Genomic DNA, 15,946 nt, shown 5'->3' with positions numbered 1-15,946 from the left:
GCGCTCCCCAGTCTTGAAAAACGTGTAACATAATTCCATAGGGCAACATCAATGGTGTTTTTATAAAGCCGTGTGTGCCGTGAGGCGAGGCGGGGTGCAAGTGCCTTTTCAAGGACAGGCAGTGATCGATATACAGACTTTTCTTCTTGCACTCGGCATCGGCAACGTCGGCTTTGCGATTCTGATGGCGGGATACACCCATGGTGCGGCGCCCAGTGCCGGGCTGCGCCTGTGGATGTGGGCGCGGCTCGGCATGGGCGTGAGTCAGCTGATCGGTTGGGCCAGTCCGGTGCTGGGCTTGCCGGTATTCTCCGGGCTGGAGGGCGTTGTCTGGATTCTCGCGATGTCCCTTGAAATGGCGGCCTATTGCGTGTTCTTTGGCTTCGCACGCTGGGGCCGGGTGCTGCTGCCGATCACGCTGCTGTCTTCTGTCATCGTGCTGGCGGGCGCAGCGCTTGGCGCCAATCACGTCCAGCTCAGCGCGCTCGTGGGCGCCGTCGTGGCGTTCTTCGCGGCCGCCATGGCATGGGCGCTGCTGCGCCGGCGCAGCGCGTCGCTGCTGCAGCGGATCATCGGCGTCAACGACGCGCTGTTCGCCACGGCCATCCTCGTCTGGGTCGCTTCGGCGGGGCTGGGCAAGGGCCCGCTCGACCACAGCACCGCCCAGCAGGTGGCGTACCTGACGGGCTACATGCTGATGATCGTCAACGGCTTCGGCTTTTTGTTGCTGTGCAAGCAGAAGGACGACAGCCGCATGGCAAAGCTGGCCACGACCGATTGCCTGACCGGACTGCCGAACCGCCATGCATTCCTGGAGCAAGCCGAGGGCGCACGCCTGCTGGCCCAGCGCCAGCGCACCGGCCTGGGCCTGTTGATGATCGACATCGACCACTTCAAGCAGATCAATGATCGCTGGGGCCATGCTTCCGGCGACGAGGCGCTGGTCGTCTTCGCACGCACGGCGCGTCATCTGCTGCGCGAGCATGAAACGATCGGCCGCCTGGGTGGCGAAGAATTCGCGCTGCTGCTGCCCGGGGCCGATCTCGATGCGGCGGTGCAGGCCGCCGAGCGGCTGCGCCAGGCGATCCGCGAGGCGACCGTCATCACCAGTGGCCCGACCTACCGCATGACGGTGAGTATCGGCGTGGTAGTGCTCGATCCGCACGAGGATCTGGGCAGTGCCATGGCGCGTGCCGACCATGCGCTGTATGCGGCCAAGCGCGCGGGGCGGGATCGGGTGGAAATCGGGGAACTGGTGCGCAAGCGCGCGTAGCGGGGAAGCGCGGCGCAAGCCACGCACGCAAACACGCAATGGAAAAAGAAAAAGGGCCCGACGAATCGGACCCTTTTTCAGTGATGCTGGCGGAGCGGACGGGGCTCGAACCCGCGACCCCCGGCGTGACAGGCCGGTATTCTAACCAACTGAACTACCACTCCGTTTTACTAAGATCAGCCTTCGATCCATCGTCGAGATGCTTGGTGGGCGCTGAGAGGCTCGAACTCCCGACCTAATCCGTGTAAGGGATCCGCTCTACCAACTGAGCTAAGCGCCCATCTCGTTGATGTCTACTGACGCTTGTCATTGCGTCGAAGAGGACCGAATTATAGAGGGTGCGTTTGCGGGTCCGCAAGGGGTTTTTCGAAAAAATATCGAAAGCGCTATTTTTTCTGGTCATGATCCCCGGCCGCAGCCAACGATCTGCATGTGTTGTAATCATGGCGTCATGGCGTTATTTACTTGCCCGGCTGATAACCATCACGGACAATACCGCCTTTAGCAAGTCGGCAACCTTAAAACATCGCAAAGATGGGCGCCATAGATGCGCGTTGCCAGGGGCGGGTAGCACCGCCCGCGCACCCGGCGGGGGGGCGTTGGAAAAGAAGAACGGAGACACCGGTTCTTTTATCATCACCAGGAAAATACTCCATGACCAAGATGTCCAAGATGCACAAGCGCGTCACCTGCTCCCATGGCGCAGCGCTGGCGTTCCTCGTCCTGCTGCCGATCGCCCAGGCTGCAGCCCAGACGGCGGCCCCGGCCGAACCGGCGCCCGAGTCCCTGCAGCTGCAATCGGTCACCGTGACCGCGCAGCGCCGTACCGAGAACATCCGCGACGTGCCGGTGTCGGTGACGGCCCTGAAGGGTGACAAGCTGGACGTCCTGGTCTCGGGTGGCGATGACATCCGTCTGCTGGCCGGCAAAGTGCCGAGCCTGAACGTGGAATCGTCGAACGGCCGTACCTTCCCGCGCTTTTATATCCGCGGCTACGGCAATACCGACTTCAACACCTTCGCCTCGCAGCCGGTCTCGCTCGTGTACGACGACATCGTGCAAGAGAACCCGATCCTCAAGGGCTTCCCGATCTTCGACCTGGCCAGCGTCGAAGTGCTGCGTGGCCCGCAGGGCACGCTGTTCGGCCGTAATACCCCGGCTGGCGTCGTCAAGTTCGAGTCCGAAAAGCCACGCCTGAACAGCACCGAAGGCTACTACAACGTGTCGGCGGCATCGCACTACACGTTCAATGCCGAAGGCGCCGTCAACGTGCCGCTGTCGAGCAACGTGGCGATGCGCGTGTCGGCCGTGGGCCAGCACCGCGACGACTACGTCGACAACTACAGCACCCCGGCCAAGACCACCAAGCGCGGCGAACTCGACGGCTACAACGAACACGCCGAGCGCGTGCAGTTCTTGTACAGCAAAGATGGTGTTACTGGCCTCCTGGGTTTCCACCAGCGTCAGACCAATGGCAGCGCACGGCTGTTCCGCGCCAACCTGATCAAGAAGGGCAGCAACACCTTCGCCGACGGTACCGATCTGGACCAGATCGTCACCAACGCGATGAATGACCAGGACCTGAAAACCAACGGCATCAACCTGCGTCTGGAATGGGATCTGGGCGGCTACAAGCTGTCGTCGATCACCGGTTACGAGCACATCATCGGTTACTCGAGCCGCGGCGACATCGATGGCGGCACGCCGACCGGCCCGGGCTTCATCCCGTTCCAGGTCGAGACCAACGGCTACATCAACAACCTGGACCAGTACAGCCAGGAATTCCGCGTCGAATCGCAGAACACCGGCCCGTTCAACTGGCAGACCGGCGTCTACTTCTTCGATGAAGACGTCACCGGCGGCAGCGACAACTTCGACAGCACCACCTACGCGCGCACCTCGCGCCTGGTGTCGACCCAGAAGAACAAGGCCTGGGCTGCGTTTGCTTCGGCAACGTACAACCTGACCCCTGACTGGACCATCCGCGGCGGCGTGCGCTACACCAAGGACGAGAAAGAGTTCCGCACCATCGAAGCGACCAACGTCGTCCAGATCGGCCCGTCGTCGGTCGAAGCGGACAAGAAGAAGGTCAGCTGGGACCTGTCGGCCACCTACAAGCTCACGCCTGACGTGAACGTGTACGGCCGCGCCGCAACGGGCTTCCGCGCCCCGAGTATCGCTGCTGCCTCGGCGTCGGTGCCGATCACCGTGGCCGATGCCGAGACCATCAAGTCGGTCGAGCTGGGCATCAAGGCTGACCTGTTCGAGCGCCGCGCACGTGGCTCGTTCTCGATCTATGACTACACGATCGACGACCAGCAGCTGACCGTGGTGGGTGGCAATTCGAACGTCAACCGCCTGATCAACGCCGACAAGACCAAGGGCCGCGGCGCCGAGTTCGACTTCGAAGCAGCGATCAGCACCGCCCTGCGCATGAGCGCCGGCGCGAGCTACAACTACACGCAGATCCGCGACGGCAGCCTGTCGGTCAACCGCTGCGCGCAGTGCACGATCACCGATCCGATCAACGGCGCCGGCCGTGTCGTGATCGATGGCAATGCACTGCCACAGGCACCGCGCTGGACCTTCAACGCGACCGCCCGCTACGGCGTGCCGTTCCGTGACGGCGAGCTGTACTTCTACACCGACTGGTCGTATCGCAGCAAGGTCAACTTCTTCCTGTACGAGTCGACCGAGTTCACCGGTGCACCATTGACCGAAGGCGGCGTGCGCGTCGGCTACATCTTCGGCAACGGCAAGTATGAAGTGGCAGCCTTCGGCCGCAACGTGCTCGACCAGCGCCGTATCACTGGTGCGATTGACTTCAACAACCTGACCGGTTTCACCAACGAGCCACGCCAGTGGGGCATGCAATTCAAGGGTAATTTCTAAGAATTGACCGGCCTCGCACGAGGCTGGCGTGTCACAAACGAAAAGGGCCGCGCACTGCGCGGCCCTTTTTTGCATCTGGGAACGATGCGATAAATCTTCGTCAACAAATTTTAGGTGTCAAGTATTCTGCTAAATTTATGTTTCGCCGAACAAAACATGGTTTTGCAAAATTTAAGGATGTAACCGTTGTATGCACGCTTCACTCTTTCAGGTTTGCGTTCCGTTAAATCTTTCTTTCGCGCTACGCTGGCTGAGCCGCCTCGATGCGGCGCCGGCAAAGTCCGGACTACAACGATACGGGCGAGCCCTTTCGCCCGACGGAAAACCTTGAACAAGGAAGAAAAATGAAGCAAACGCATTCGATTCGTCCTGTCGTATTGAAGATGTGCGCCGCGGTATCCCTGGCGCTGGCGTCGAGCGCAGCCCTGGCGGCTGCGGGCGATGCGGCGTCCCCGGGGCCACAGTTCATTGTGGAAACCGACCGGATCATCGTGAAGTACCGCGACGCGCAACCGGCCGTCAATGGCATCGCTGCGCGCGTGGCCAGTACCAGCAGCGAGCGCAAGGCCAAGCTCGACCGCGCCGGCCAGCAGTTCGGCATGGTGGTCCAGGAAAGCCATCCGATTTCCACGGGCGCAAAAGTGTTCAAGCTCGACCGCAAGCGCAACCTTGCTGAAGTGAAGTCCCTGGCCGCCGAGATGATGGCGCGCGATCCGTCGATCGAATACGCCGAGCCGGACCGCATCATGACGCACATGGCCACGCCGACCGACCCGCGCTATACCGACCAGTGGCACTACTACGAAACGGCGGGTGGCCTGCGCCTGCCGGCCGCCTGGGATGTCTCGACCGGCGCCGGCGTGATCGTGGCCGTGATCGACACGGGCTCGCGCCCTCATGCCGACCTGAGCGGCCAGCAACTGGCCGGCTATGACTTCATCAGCACCGCCGCCATCGGCAACGATGGTGACGGCCGCGACAGCGACGCCAGCGACCCCGGTGACGCCGTCACCGCTGGCTCTTGCGGCAGTGGCCAGCCAACCCGTGACCAGGCATCGAGCTGGCACGGCACGCACGTGGCCGGCACGGTGGCAGCGCGCACCAACAACGGCGCCGGCGTCGCAGGCGTGGCCTACAACGCCAAGGTCCTGCCGGTGCGCGTGCTGGGCAAGTGCGGCGGCTACACGTCCGACATTGCCGACGCGATCACCTGGTCGTCCGGTGGCACGGTCTCGGGTGTGCCAGCCAACGCCAATAAGGCGCGCGTGCTGAACCTGTCGCTGGGCGGCGGCGGTGCCTGCGATGCAACGACGCAAAACGCCATCAACGGTGCCCGCTCGCGCGGCGCCGTGGTGGTGGTCGCTGCCGGCAACGACGCCGTCAACGTCAGCAACGCCAGCCCTGCCAACTGCTCGGGCGTGATCGCGGTGGCGGCCACTGGTCGCACCGGCGGACGGGCGTCGTACTCCAACTTCGGCACGCTGGTGGATGTGGCTGCGCCCGGTGGCGATGGCGCCTCGGGTGTGCTCTCGACGCTTAACAGCGGCACCGGTGCACCGGCCGCGGACAGCTACGCGGCCTACCAGGGCACGTCGATGGCCACGCCGCACGTGGCCGGCGTGGCAGCGCTGATGTTGGCGGTCAACACCAACCTGACGCCGGACGAGATCGAGTCGAAACTCAAGTCGACGGCGCGCGCGTTCCCGGCCAGCTGCTCGGGTTGCGGCACCGGCATCGTCGATGCGGCCGCTGCCGTGGCGTCGGCCACGGGCGGCGGTGGCGGCACACCCGTCACGACGCTGGCCGAAAGCGAGTCGAACAACACGACCGCCACGGCAGACCCGGTCACGGCCAGCAACACGACCGTTACCGGCAACCTGGGCAGCACGACCGACACCGATTACTTCCGCGTCGATCTGCCAGCCGGCAAGACACTCGCAGCGAGCCTCACTCCGACGTCGACGACGGCCGACTACGACCTGTACGTGTACAGCAGCACCGGTGCGCAGTTGGGCACCAGCCAGAACGGCGCCGGCGCGACCGATACTGTCAACTCGGCCAATACCACGAGCAGCACGGCGATCCGCTATGTCCGTGTGACGTATTACGGGGGCGGTACCGGCGCGACCAATGGCCGCTATACGCTGAAACTGAGCTGGTAAGCCAGTAACCCTGCGCTATCTGCATGGCCAGGGTCGTTTTTTGGATCCAGGACACGCGCGATTCGTTCGCGCGTGTTTTTTTTGGGCTCAGGATTCCCTGTTCATAATTGTTAATTAACTGAAATTGCCCGTTACATATTTCGCGTTCAAAAAGTTACGCCAAAGAAAAAATGTTAATGAGAAAACGACCAGTGCAAGTGTTGTAACTATGCTGAAAGGGTATGATTTTCCACGCGACAATATGTTTCCTTGTGGCTACTCTTGGATCTGCCGCTATCGTGCGGCGCCCGGTGCAGCTGGTCTTGTCATGACTCAGGCGCATCGACATCTCTGATGCAGAACTTGAACGGGAAGATCATGAAGCAAACACACTCGATGCACACTGCGGCGTTGACGCGCTGCGCCACACTTTGGCTGGCGCTGGCGTCTCTCCCAACAGGTGCGGCCGCGGCCTCCCAGGAGCCCCAGTCCATTCTGGAAACCGACCGCGTCATCGTGAAGTACCGCGACGCCCAGCCCGCCGCCAATGGATCGACACTGATCGTGGAAGGCGGCAGCAGCGCGCGCAAGGCCAGGCTCGATCGCGCCGGCCAGCAGTTTGGCGTGCTGGTCCGGGAAAGCCATGCGCTGGCGAACGGTGCAAAGGTGTTCAGGCTCGATCGCCGGCACAATCTGGCCGAGGTGCGCTCGCTGGCGACGGAGATGATGATGCGCGATGCGTCGATCGAATATGCCGAGCCGGACCGCATCATGACGCATGCGGCCACGCCGACCGATCCCCGCTATACGGATCAATGGCATTACTACGATACGGTTGGCGGGCTGCGCCTGCCGGCAGCCTGGGATATCTCGACCGGCACCGGCGTGGTGGTGGCCGTGATCGACACCGGCTACCGCCCACACGCCGATCTGAGCGGGCAGTTCCTGCCGGGCTATGACTTCATCAGCACCGCCCCCATCGGCAATGACGGCAATGGGCGCGACAGCGATGCGACCGACCCGGGCGACGGCGTCACGGCCGGCGCCTGTGGTGGCGGTCAGCCATTCTCGGACCAGCCATCCAGCTGGCACGGTACGCATGTGGCCGGCACGGTAGCGGCGCGCACCAATAACGGCGCCGGCGTGGCGGGCGTGGCGTACAACGCCAAGATCCTGCCGGTACGCGCGCTGGGCAAATGCGGCGGCTACACATCCGATATCGCCGATGCGATCACCTGGGCGTCGGGCGGCGTCGTCGCGGGCGTCCCGTCCAATCCCAACAAGGCGCGCGTCCTGAACCTGTCGCTGGGCGGGGGCGGCGCATGCAGCGCCACGATGCAGAACGCCGTCAACGGGGCTCGCTCGCGTGGCGCGGTGGTGGTGGCCGCAGCGGGCAATTCGGCCATGGACGTCAGCAACGCCAGCCCGGCCAACTGCACCGGCGTGATCGCGGTGGCCGCCACAGGCCGTACTGGCGGGCGGGCACGATATTCCAACTTCGGCGCCCAGGTCACGGTGGCTGCGCCGGGCGGCGATGGCGCCGCAGGCGTGCTCTCCACGCTCAACAGCGGCCGGAGCGGGCCGCTGGCGGACACCTACGCGGCCTACCAGGGCACGTCGATGGCCGCGCCGCACGTGGCCGGCGTGGCTGCGCTGATGTTCGCGGCCAACACCAACCTGACGCCGGACGAGATCGCAACAAGGCTGAAGTCGACGGCGCGTGCGTTCCCGGCCAGTTGCACGGGGTGCGGGACCGGCATCGTGGATGCAGCCGCAGCGGCCGCGTGGGCCAGGACCAGCGCCGCGCCAGTTGTTGTCGCCGAAAGCGAAGCGAACAACACCATTGCCACCGCCGATTCGGTTGCGCCAGTCAATGCCAGCGTTACCGGCAACCTGGGCACGACGACCGATACCGATTACTTCCGGGTCGATCTGCCGGCCGGCAAGACGCTCAAGGCGAGCTTGAGCGCGGTGCTGGCAACGGCCAACTATGACCTGCAGTTGTACAACAGCGCAGGCAAGCAACTGAGCGCGAGCGTGAACCGCGCCGGCGTGGCCGACACCGCCACCTTTGCCAATACCAGCACCAGCACGGCGGTCCTCTATCTAAGGGTGGTGTACGCCAGCGGCGGCACCGGTACGAGCAATGGCCGGTATGCGCTGGCAGTGACACGGTAAGTCGGTGGTCACAGGAAGGCTGTCCAGAAATGAGCAACATTTGCACCGGGAAGATTTTTAGAAGATACTGTATGCAATTACAGTAAGCGACCCCGGCAGTTTGTGACCGCATGGGGCGGCCCGCCAGCGTGAACGCCCCAGCCCGAAAAATCATCCACTGCGATTGCGACTGCTTTTATGCATCGGTCGAGATGCGCGACGATCCGTCGTTGCGCGGTCGGCCGTTGGCGGTGGGCGGGCGCGCCGACCAGCGTGGCGTGGTTGCCACCTGCAATTATGAGGCGCGCCGGTTCGGCATCCATTCGGCGATGGCCACGGCCCAGGCGATGAAGCTGTGCCCGGAGCTGGTGGTGATTCCGCCGGCGATGGAAAAGTACCGCATTGCGTCCAGCCAGATCATGGCCATCTACCAGGATTACACGAAGATCGTCGAGCCGCTGTCGCTCGACGAAGCCTACCTGGACGTGACCGATTCGCCGCACTGCAAGGGCAGTGCGACGCTGATCGCGCAGGAGATCCGGCGCCGCATCGTCGAGACGGTGGGCATCACGGCCTCGGCAGGCGTGGGCCCGAACAAGTTTGTGGCCAAGATCGCCAGCGACTGGAACAAGCCCGACGGCCTGTTCCTGGTGCGGCCCGAAGAAGTCGATGCGTTTGTCGCGGCGCTGCCGGTCAAGAAACTGCACGGCGTCGGCAAAGTCACGGCCGAGAAACTCAACCGGCTCGGTGCCCAGACCTGCGCCGACCTGCGCGGCTGGAGCCTGGACAAGCTGCAAGAGCATATGGGCAGCTTCGGCGTACGGCTGTATGACCTGAGCCGCGGGATCGACCATCGCGAAGTCAATACTTCGCGTGAGCGCAAGTCGATCAGCACCGAGGAAACCTATACGCCGGACGTGCCCGACCTGGCCGCCTGCCTGAAGCTGCTGCCCGATTTGCACGAGCATTTGCTGGGCCGCATCAAGCGCGCAAATGCTGAAAAATTCATCAACAAGCTGTTCGTGAAGATCAAGTTTTCGGACTTTCAGCAGACAACCGTCGAATGTGTGGGATATGCGCCCAACATTCCGACTTATGGACGTTTACTGGAGACCGGCTGGGCGCGCGCCAGCCGGCCGGTGAGATTATTGGGCGTCGGCGTGCGCCTGAGCGACACCGAAATTGTCGAGCAGTTACGGCTGTTCGACGATTCTCCGGACGACGTGACAACCCCCTGACATTTTTGACGCTGCGGCGGCTGTGCAGCGTAGAATGTCGTTCCCTAGAAATACTGAAACAAGTGGATTAAACCTATGTGGTTCAAGAATCTCCAGATCTACCGCCTGCCGGCCCCTTGGGCCTACACCCCTGAACAGCTGGAAAAGGCCCTCGAGCCGGGCAGCTTCGTGCCTGCCAACAGCAATGAATTGCTGCGCCAGGGCTGGGACGCACCGCGCCTGAATGGCGGCCTGGTCCATGTCGTGAACAAGCAGATGCTGATCATGCTGGGCACCGAAAAGAAACTGCTGCCGGCATCGGTCATCAACCAGGTGGCCAAGGCCAAGGCGGCCGAGATGGAAGAAGCGCAGGGCTTCCCGCCTGGCAAAAAAGCCATGAAGGAACTGAAGGAGCGCGTGGCCGACGAACTGCTGCCGCGCGCCTTCACGCTGCGCAGCAATGTCTGGACCTGGATCGACCCGGTCAATGGCTGGCTCGTGGTCGATGCGGCCAGCCCGGCCAAGGCCGACGACGTCGTCAAGCTGCTGCTCAAGGCCGTCGACAAGATGCCGCTGGAGTCGCTCCGTGTGCAGCGCTCGCCAGTGGCCGTGATGACCGGCTGGCTCGAAGCCGATGAAGCGCCGTACGGCTTCACGATCGACCAGGACACCGAGCTGCGCGCTACCGGCGAGAGCCGCGCCGCCGTGCGCTACGTGAAGCACACGCTGGAACCGGACGACATCCGCCGCCACATCGCCGCCGGCAAGCAGTGCACGCGCCTGGCCATGACCTGGAACGACCGCGTCAGCTTCGTGCTGACCGAGTCGCTGGCGATCAAGGGCATCAAGCCGCTGGACGTGATCAAGGAAGGCGAAAGCGCGACCCACAACGACGACGAACGTTTCGACAACGATATCGTCCTGATGACGGGCGAGCTGTCGAAGATGCTGGCTGATATCGTCGAAGCGCTGGGCGGCGAAGCCAAGGCGTAAGCAGGCGTCAGGTACATGGCGCCTGAATCAGGCGCCGCTGCATCGAGCGGCCGGACCTGGTGTCCGGCCGTTGTCGTTTTTCGTTTCTCTTTATAATCCCTGGAACACGCCGGCGCTGCGGTTCTTGGTCACGTTATCCCAAGGGAATACCTGACCGTTCATCGCCACGTACACGCCGGCCGGCAGCACTTGTGCGACGCCGCAGGCAAAGCCCAGATTGAACAGCGCGTCAGAATTGGCGATCGAGTACGGGATCATGGCGCCGGTCAGCACGATGGTCTGGTCGAGGCCCGCCGCGCCCAGCACGGCGGCCGTTTCGCGCATCGTGTCGGTGCCGTGCACGATGACGATGGCCTTTTCGGATGCGGCCTGGCAGGTCGTCAGCACACGCTCGCGGTCGGCGTCGCCCATCTCGAGCGAATCGAGCAGCGGCAGCACGTCCAGCGCCACCGGCACCGTCATGCGGCTGCGCTTGATGACCTCTGGTAAATGGCTTTCGGCGAAGCCCAGCACGCCATTAAGTTCGTTGTAATGCTTGTCGAAAGTGCCGCCGGTGGCGATGAGTCGCAAAGTCATGTTGGTTTATCCACTCGCTGAAAAAAGGTCCTCATGATATCGCCAAACCACCGGCGATCTCCAGGCGACTGCGCTAGAATCGTCCGGATCGGATGAGTATTTCCCCCATCGTTTTCCTTTTCTACAGTCTATCTCCATATTTGCCATGAAAGCAGTTGCCCCCGGAACCGTGATCTTCCAGCGCCATCGCGGCTATGGCGTGATCACGCATGTCAACCTGCTCACCGGGTGGGTGTCGGCGCGCTTCGGCAACGAGTCGCGCGCGCAAGACCTGAACCTGTCGAATGACGAGGTGCAGCACGCCGACGGCGAGCCGATCCTGTTCCGGCGCGCGCCACCCGACCGCATGCCGCACGCGCGCCTGATGGCCGTCGTGCGCGCGCTGCACGAGGCCGGTTACCAGAAACTGTATCTGTACTCGTGGCCCAAGCCATCCGGCCTGCACTGGCGCTGGCACTTGTTCACAGGACCGCGCAACTGGATGCAGCGCACCTGGCGCGAAGGCTGGTATGGCTCGGGCGCCGAGTACAACAATAATCCGGTGATGGGCTGGAACGATGTGCCGGGCGCGAGCACCGATGAGCTGATCCATGCACTGGCCAAATTCGATCCGCAAGGGCTGGCCGAGGCGCTGGGCCGCGACGAGGATCACACAGCGTGGTTCGCACAGGCATGCGACCTGCTGTTGCCCGGGTATATGTATAGCCTGAACATGGAGCGGCCACCGGGTGGCGGCCTGATCGAAGCGCCGCCGGTGCCGATCGTCCCGGTGCGCGCGGGCCTCAAACCCTATGCCGGGCCGGATATTGGCTGGCCGCCGGGCTGGGCCGGGCTGTGGACCGGCACGCATGTGCTGCCGGCGCCGAAGATCAATATCAGGGGCGAGCCCGAACTGCGCTGAGTTTCCACCTTTGCGTCAGCCTTGGGTTCCAGCCTGCGCTGGAACGACGTGCTGGTGGTAGCCGGGATGGATGCAATTGCGCGGTTTGGCCTGCTACCGATGAACCTCGGTCCAGCGAAGGCTGGAACCCAAGTCAGCCCGCATACCACGCCGTTCCAACGCAGTGCCGCGGCCCGCTTACCGCTTGCCCAGTGCCTCAGGATTCAGAATATTGGTCGGCGTACCCTGCGCGAACTGCACGATATTCTCGAACGCCGCGCTGAAATACAACTCGTAGCTGTCCTGCTCGACGTAGCCGATGTGGGGTGTCGCCAGCACGGTCGGGATGCGCAGCAACGGGGAGTCCGGTCCCAGTGGCTCGCTGGTGAACACGTCCAGCGCTGCCATGCCCGGATGGCCTTTCTTCAAGGCGCTTTCCAGCGCGCCATCGGCCACCAGTTCGGCGCGGCTGGTGTTGACGAACAGCGCGTCCGGTTTCATCCGCGCCAGATCGCTTGCCGTGACGATGCCACGGGTCGATTCGGCCAGGCGCAAGTGCAGGCTCAGCACATCGGCCATCTCGAACAGCGCCTCACGCGACGGCGCCGCCTCAAAGCCATCGGCGATCGCCGCCTCCCGGCTCGCGTCGCTGCCCCACACCACCACACGCATCCCGAACGCGCGCGCATAGCCGGCCACCAGCTTGCCAATCTTGCCGTAACTCCAGAGCCCCAGCGTGCGGCCGTGCAGCACGCGGCCCACGCCATTCAGCACCGGATTGGTCGAGGCCGTCTGCCACAGTCCTTCTTTCAGATTGGTGGCGTACGGCACGATCTTGCGGCTGGCCGCCATGATCAGCGCCCACGTCAATTCTGCCGGTGCAATTGGCGAGCCGGTGCCCTCGGCAATCGCGATGCCGCGCGCGGTCGCAGCCGCCACGTCGATATGGCCGCTGACCTTGCCGGTTTGCGAAATCAGTTTCAGGTTGGGCAGCTTGGCCAGCAGGGCCGCAGGGAAGGCGGTGCGTTCCCGGATCAGCACCAGTGCATCGAACGGCGCCAGCCGGATGGCAAGCTGGCCCAGGCCGCGGGTCGAGCTCTGGAAGACCTTGACCTCGTGGCCATCGAGCAGCGGATAGCACGCGAGACGGCGTGCAGCGTCTTGATAGTCATCAAGAATCGCGATTTTCAGTGGTGTTGTCACAATTATATGATCTGCCTGTAAACAAATAACACGATAGGGCAAATGCCCAAATAGCCTACTACATCAGTCGGGCATTTTTCCTACTTTTTTGTAGTGAAACCCGTCGAAACGCTGTTTTGCGGGTGTACAATCGGCGCAGAACTTAAGCGAATGACACGTATCCAACGGTGCTCACGAGACGCACAGCAAGGCTTCAACCGAAGCTGCCGACCTGCCCGCTGTATCGTCAAGTGTTGATTCCTGCTTCTGCCGCAGAGTGCCTGCCCAACGTCGTGATCGACCGCAGGGCGCCCCGGTCGAAGACGATGCAAGGTAACGGTCCACCCGAATTCTTAATTGGCATTTGGAGGTATCCCCATGAACCAACCCGTGATGGGCGGCGTCGCCGCACTGAACGTCCCAGCTTACATCAAACATCAAAAACTCATCAATTGGGTGGCTGAGATTGCTGCGCTGACCAAGCCTGACAGCATTTACTGGTGTGACGGTTCGGAAGACGAATACGACCGCCTGTGCGCCGAGATGGTTGCCGCTGGCACGATGAAAAAGCTGAACCCGGCCAAGCGTCCGAATTCCTACCTGGCCTGGTCCGATCCGTCGGACGTGGCGCGCGTCGAAGACCGCACCTACATCTGCTCGACCACGAAAGAAGAAGCCGGCCCGACCAACAACTGGATGGAACCGGCCGAAATGCGCCAGACGCTGCACGGCCTGTTCGACGGTTGCATGACCGGCCGCACGCTGTACGTCGTGCCGTTCTCGATGGGCCCGCTCGGTTCGCCGATCGCCCATATCGGCGTCGAACTGTCCGACTCGCCATACGTCGCCGTCAATATGCGCATCATGACGCGCATGGGCCGCGCCGTGTACGACGTGCTGGGCCAGGACGGCGACTTCGTGCCGTGCGTGCACTCGGTCGGCATGCCGCTGGTCGATGGCCAGGCCGATGTCGCATGGCCATGCAATGCCACCAAGTACATCGTTCACTACCCAGACACCCGCGAAATCTGGTCGTTCGGTTCTGGCTACGGCGGCAATGCGCTGCTGGGCAAGAAGTGCTTCGCGCTGCGCATCGCCTCGAACATGGGCTATCAAGAAGCGCAGCAGGGCGGTACCGGCTGGCTGGCCGAACACATGCTGATCCTGGGCGTCGAATCGCCACAAGGCGACAAGAAATACATCGCCGCCGCGTTCCCGTCGGCCTGCGGCAAGACCAATTTCGCAATGCTGATCCCGCCACAGGCATTCAACGGCTGGAAAGTCACGACGATCGGTGACGACATCGCCTGGATCAAGCCGGGCGCCGATGGCAAGCTGGTCGCGATCAACCCGGAAGCCGGCTACTTCGGCGTGGCCCCGGGCACCAACGACAAGACCAACCCGAACTGCATGGCTTCGCTGCGTGAAAACGTCATCTTCACCAATGTCGCGCTGACCGACGATGGCGACGTCTGGTGGGAAGGCATGACCAAGGAAGCACCGGCCCACCTGATCGACTGGCAGGGCAAGGACTGGACGCCGGCATCGGGCACCAAGGCTGCGCATCCGAACGCGCGCTTCACGGTCGCTGCTACGCAAAATCCGGTGATCGATGCGGCCTGGGACGATCCTGCCGGCGTGCCGATCTCGTCGTTCATCTTCGGTGGCCGTCGCTCGACGACCGTGCCGCTGGTGACCGAAGCACGCGACTGGGTGGAAGGCGTCTACATGGCCGCCGCGATGGGTTCCGAAACCACCGCCGCCGCCGCCGGCCAGATGGGCGTCGTGCGCCGCGATCCATTCGCGATGCTGCCATTCATCGGCTACAACATGAGCGACTACTTCCAGCACTGGCTCGATCTGGGCAAGAAGGTCGAAGCAATTGATCCGGCGGCATTGCCGAAGATTTTCTGCGTCAACTGGTTCCGCACCGATGCGCAGGGTAACTTCGTGTGGCCAGGTTACGGTGATAATATGCGCGTGCTGAAGTGGATACTGGACCGCACTGCCGGTGCCACCGGCGGCACCGAGCACCTGTTTGGCACCACGCCGAACTACGCCGACCTGAACTGGGAAGGTGTGGACTTCAGCGAGCAGCAATTCGCGCAGATCACGTCGATCGACAAGGACGCCTGGCGTGAAGAACTGAAACTGCATACCGAGCTGTTCGAGAAGCTGGCCTACCACCTGCCACAAGAGCTGGTGGCCACGCGTGACCGGCTGGAGAAACAACTGGCTGCTTGAGCGTAAGCTGCCTGGTGGGGGAGGCGCCGTCTTCGCGACGGTGAAAATATAAAAAAAGAACAGGGGCAGCGCCGGTGGCGCTGCCCCTGATTCATTTTTGGGCCTGTCGGTGCTGCCCCTGATTCATTTGCGGCCTGTTGGCGCTGCCCTGATGTGGCCTGTTGGCGTAGGGTGGACGGCTCGGCCGTCCACGCGGTGATCGTCCGCAGTGCTGCAATCGCGCCGGACGATCTCGTTGCCAATCATGATCGCTAACGGTGCCGTGATCTTGCCGGATGATCTTTCGGCCAACCATCACCGCGTGGACGGGAAACCCGTCCACCCTACGACTGATGGGAGGAGGCACCGTCTTCGTGACGGTGAAAACATAAAAAACAGGGGCAACGCCGCT

General features: G+C 62.9%; 10 protein-coding genes and 2 tRNA genes. 8 read left to right on the top strand and 4 right to left on the bottom strand.

Going from position 1 to position 15,946, the window contains the following annotated elements; genetic code table 11:
• The first annotated feature begins 121 nt into the window (after window positions 1-121).
• Window positions 122-1,273: a GGDEF domain-containing protein gene (locus ACZ0AJ_RS19100; protein WP_499455987.1), complete on the top strand. Its 1,152-nt coding sequence runs from the start codon at window positions 122-124 to the stop codon at window positions 1,271-1,273.
• Between the two features lie 87 nt (window positions 1,274-1,360).
• Here the strand turns inward: ACZ0AJ_RS19100 and ACZ0AJ_RS19095 are convergent.
• Both ACZ0AJ_RS19095 and ACZ0AJ_RS19090 read right to left on the bottom strand, forming a co-directional pair.
• Window positions 1,361-1,437 (bottom strand) — tRNA-Asp (locus tag ACZ0AJ_RS19095).
• A 40-nt stretch (window positions 1,438-1,477) separates the two neighbouring features.
• A tRNA-Val gene (locus ACZ0AJ_RS19090) sits at window positions 1,478-1,553 on the bottom strand.
• A gap of 374 nt (window positions 1,554-1,927) precedes the next feature.
• On the opposite strand from ACZ0AJ_RS19090, the gene ACZ0AJ_RS19085 reads away from it, so the two are divergent.
• The 5 genes from ACZ0AJ_RS19085 (at window position 1,928) to ACZ0AJ_RS19065 (ending at window position 10,673) form a co-directional block, all read left to right on the top strand.
• On the top strand, window positions 1,928-4,165 hold the full coding sequence (locus ACZ0AJ_RS19085; protein WP_332531302.1) for a TonB-dependent receptor: 2,238 nt from the start codon (window positions 1,928-1,930) through the stop codon (window positions 4,163-4,165).
• A gap of 344 nt (window positions 4,166-4,509) precedes the next feature.
• Window positions 4,510-6,327, top strand: coding sequence for a S8 family peptidase (locus ACZ0AJ_RS19080; RefSeq protein ID WP_499455986.1), 1,818 nt, complete (start codon window positions 4,510-4,512; stop codon window positions 6,325-6,327).
• A gap of 357 nt (window positions 6,328-6,684) precedes the next feature.
• Window positions 6,685-8,484: a S8 family peptidase gene (locus tag ACZ0AJ_RS19075; protein ID WP_499455985.1), complete on the top strand. Its 1,800-nt coding sequence runs from the start codon at window positions 6,685-6,687 to the stop codon at window positions 8,482-8,484.
• A gap of 110 nt (window positions 8,485-8,594) precedes the next feature.
• Window positions 8,595-9,701 (top strand): DNA polymerase IV, encoded by a 1,107-nt coding sequence (gene dinB / locus ACZ0AJ_RS19070; RefSeq protein ID WP_499455984.1) that lies wholly within the window; start codon window positions 8,595-8,597, stop codon window positions 9,699-9,701.
• A gap of 75 nt (window positions 9,702-9,776) precedes the next feature.
• Entirely contained in the window at window positions 9,777-10,673 is an 897-nt protein-coding gene (locus tag ACZ0AJ_RS19065) for a recombination-associated protein RdgC (protein WP_499455983.1), read from the top strand.
• Window positions 10,674-10,763: 90 nt separating this feature from the next.
• Here the strand turns inward: ACZ0AJ_RS19065 and ACZ0AJ_RS19060 are convergent, their stop codons facing one another.
• Window positions 10,764-11,249: an asparaginase domain-containing protein gene (locus tag ACZ0AJ_RS19060; RefSeq protein WP_499455982.1), complete on the bottom strand. Its 486-nt coding sequence runs from the start codon at window positions 11,247-11,249 to the stop codon at window positions 10,764-10,766.
• Window positions 11,250-11,394: 145 nt separating this feature from the next.
• Between ACZ0AJ_RS19060 and ACZ0AJ_RS19055 the strand changes: the two genes are divergently transcribed.
• A complete protein-coding gene (locus ACZ0AJ_RS19055) occupies window positions 11,395-12,150 on the top strand; it encodes an L-asparaginase (protein ID WP_258836790.1) in 756 nt (251 codons plus the stop codon).
• Between the two features lie 177 nt (window positions 12,151-12,327).
• Here ACZ0AJ_RS19055 and ACZ0AJ_RS19050 read toward each other — a convergent pair whose 3' ends face one another.
• On the bottom strand, window positions 12,328-13,320 hold the full coding sequence (locus ACZ0AJ_RS19050) for a D-2-hydroxyacid dehydrogenase family protein (protein ID WP_499456815.1): 993 nt from the start codon (window positions 13,318-13,320) through the stop codon (window positions 12,328-12,330).
• Between the two features lie 369 nt (window positions 13,321-13,689).
• On the opposite strand from ACZ0AJ_RS19050, the gene ACZ0AJ_RS19045 reads away from it, so the two are divergent.
• Window positions 13,690-15,555 (top strand): phosphoenolpyruvate carboxykinase (GTP), encoded by a 1,866-nt coding sequence (locus ACZ0AJ_RS19045; protein WP_499455981.1) that lies wholly within the window; start codon window positions 13,690-13,692, stop codon window positions 15,553-15,555.
• Window positions 15,556-15,946 lie beyond the last annotated feature (391 nt).

It is taken from the genome of Telluria sp. AC161 (assembly GCF_979258535.1).
This window is presented reverse-complemented; position numbering and strand designations above follow the sequence as displayed.

What these genes read in the sequence shown, in the direction of transcription:
- ACZ0AJ_RS19080 (WP_499455986.1), top strand. Translation starts at nt 4,510, where the DNA reads ATGAAGCAAACGCATTCGATTCGTCCTGTCGTATTGAAGATGTGCGCC.
- ACZ0AJ_RS19055 (WP_258836790.1), top strand. Translation starts at nt 11,395, where the DNA reads ATGAAAGCAGTTGCCCCCGGAACCGTGATCTTCCAGCGCCATCGCGGC.
- ACZ0AJ_RS19045 (WP_499455981.1), top strand. Translation starts at nt 13,690, where the DNA reads ATGAACCAACCCGTGATGGGCGGCGTCGCCGCACTGAACGTCCCAGCT.
- dinB (WP_499455984.1), top strand. Translation starts at nt 8,595, where the DNA reads ATGGGGCGGCCCGCCAGCGTGAACGCCCCAGCCCGAAAAATCATCCAC.
- ACZ0AJ_RS19060 (WP_499455982.1), bottom strand. Translation starts at nt 11,249, where the DNA reads ATGACTTTGCGACTCATCGCCACCGGCGGCACTTTCGACAAGCATTAC.
- ACZ0AJ_RS19075 (WP_499455985.1), top strand. Translation starts at nt 6,685, where the DNA reads ATGAAGCAAACACACTCGATGCACACTGCGGCGTTGACGCGCTGCGCC.
- ACZ0AJ_RS19065 (WP_499455983.1), top strand. Translation starts at nt 9,777, where the DNA reads ATGTGGTTCAAGAATCTCCAGATCTACCGCCTGCCGGCCCCTTGGGCC.
- ACZ0AJ_RS19085 (WP_332531302.1), top strand. Translation starts at nt 1,928, where the DNA reads ATGACCAAGATGTCCAAGATGCACAAGCGCGTCACCTGCTCCCATGGC.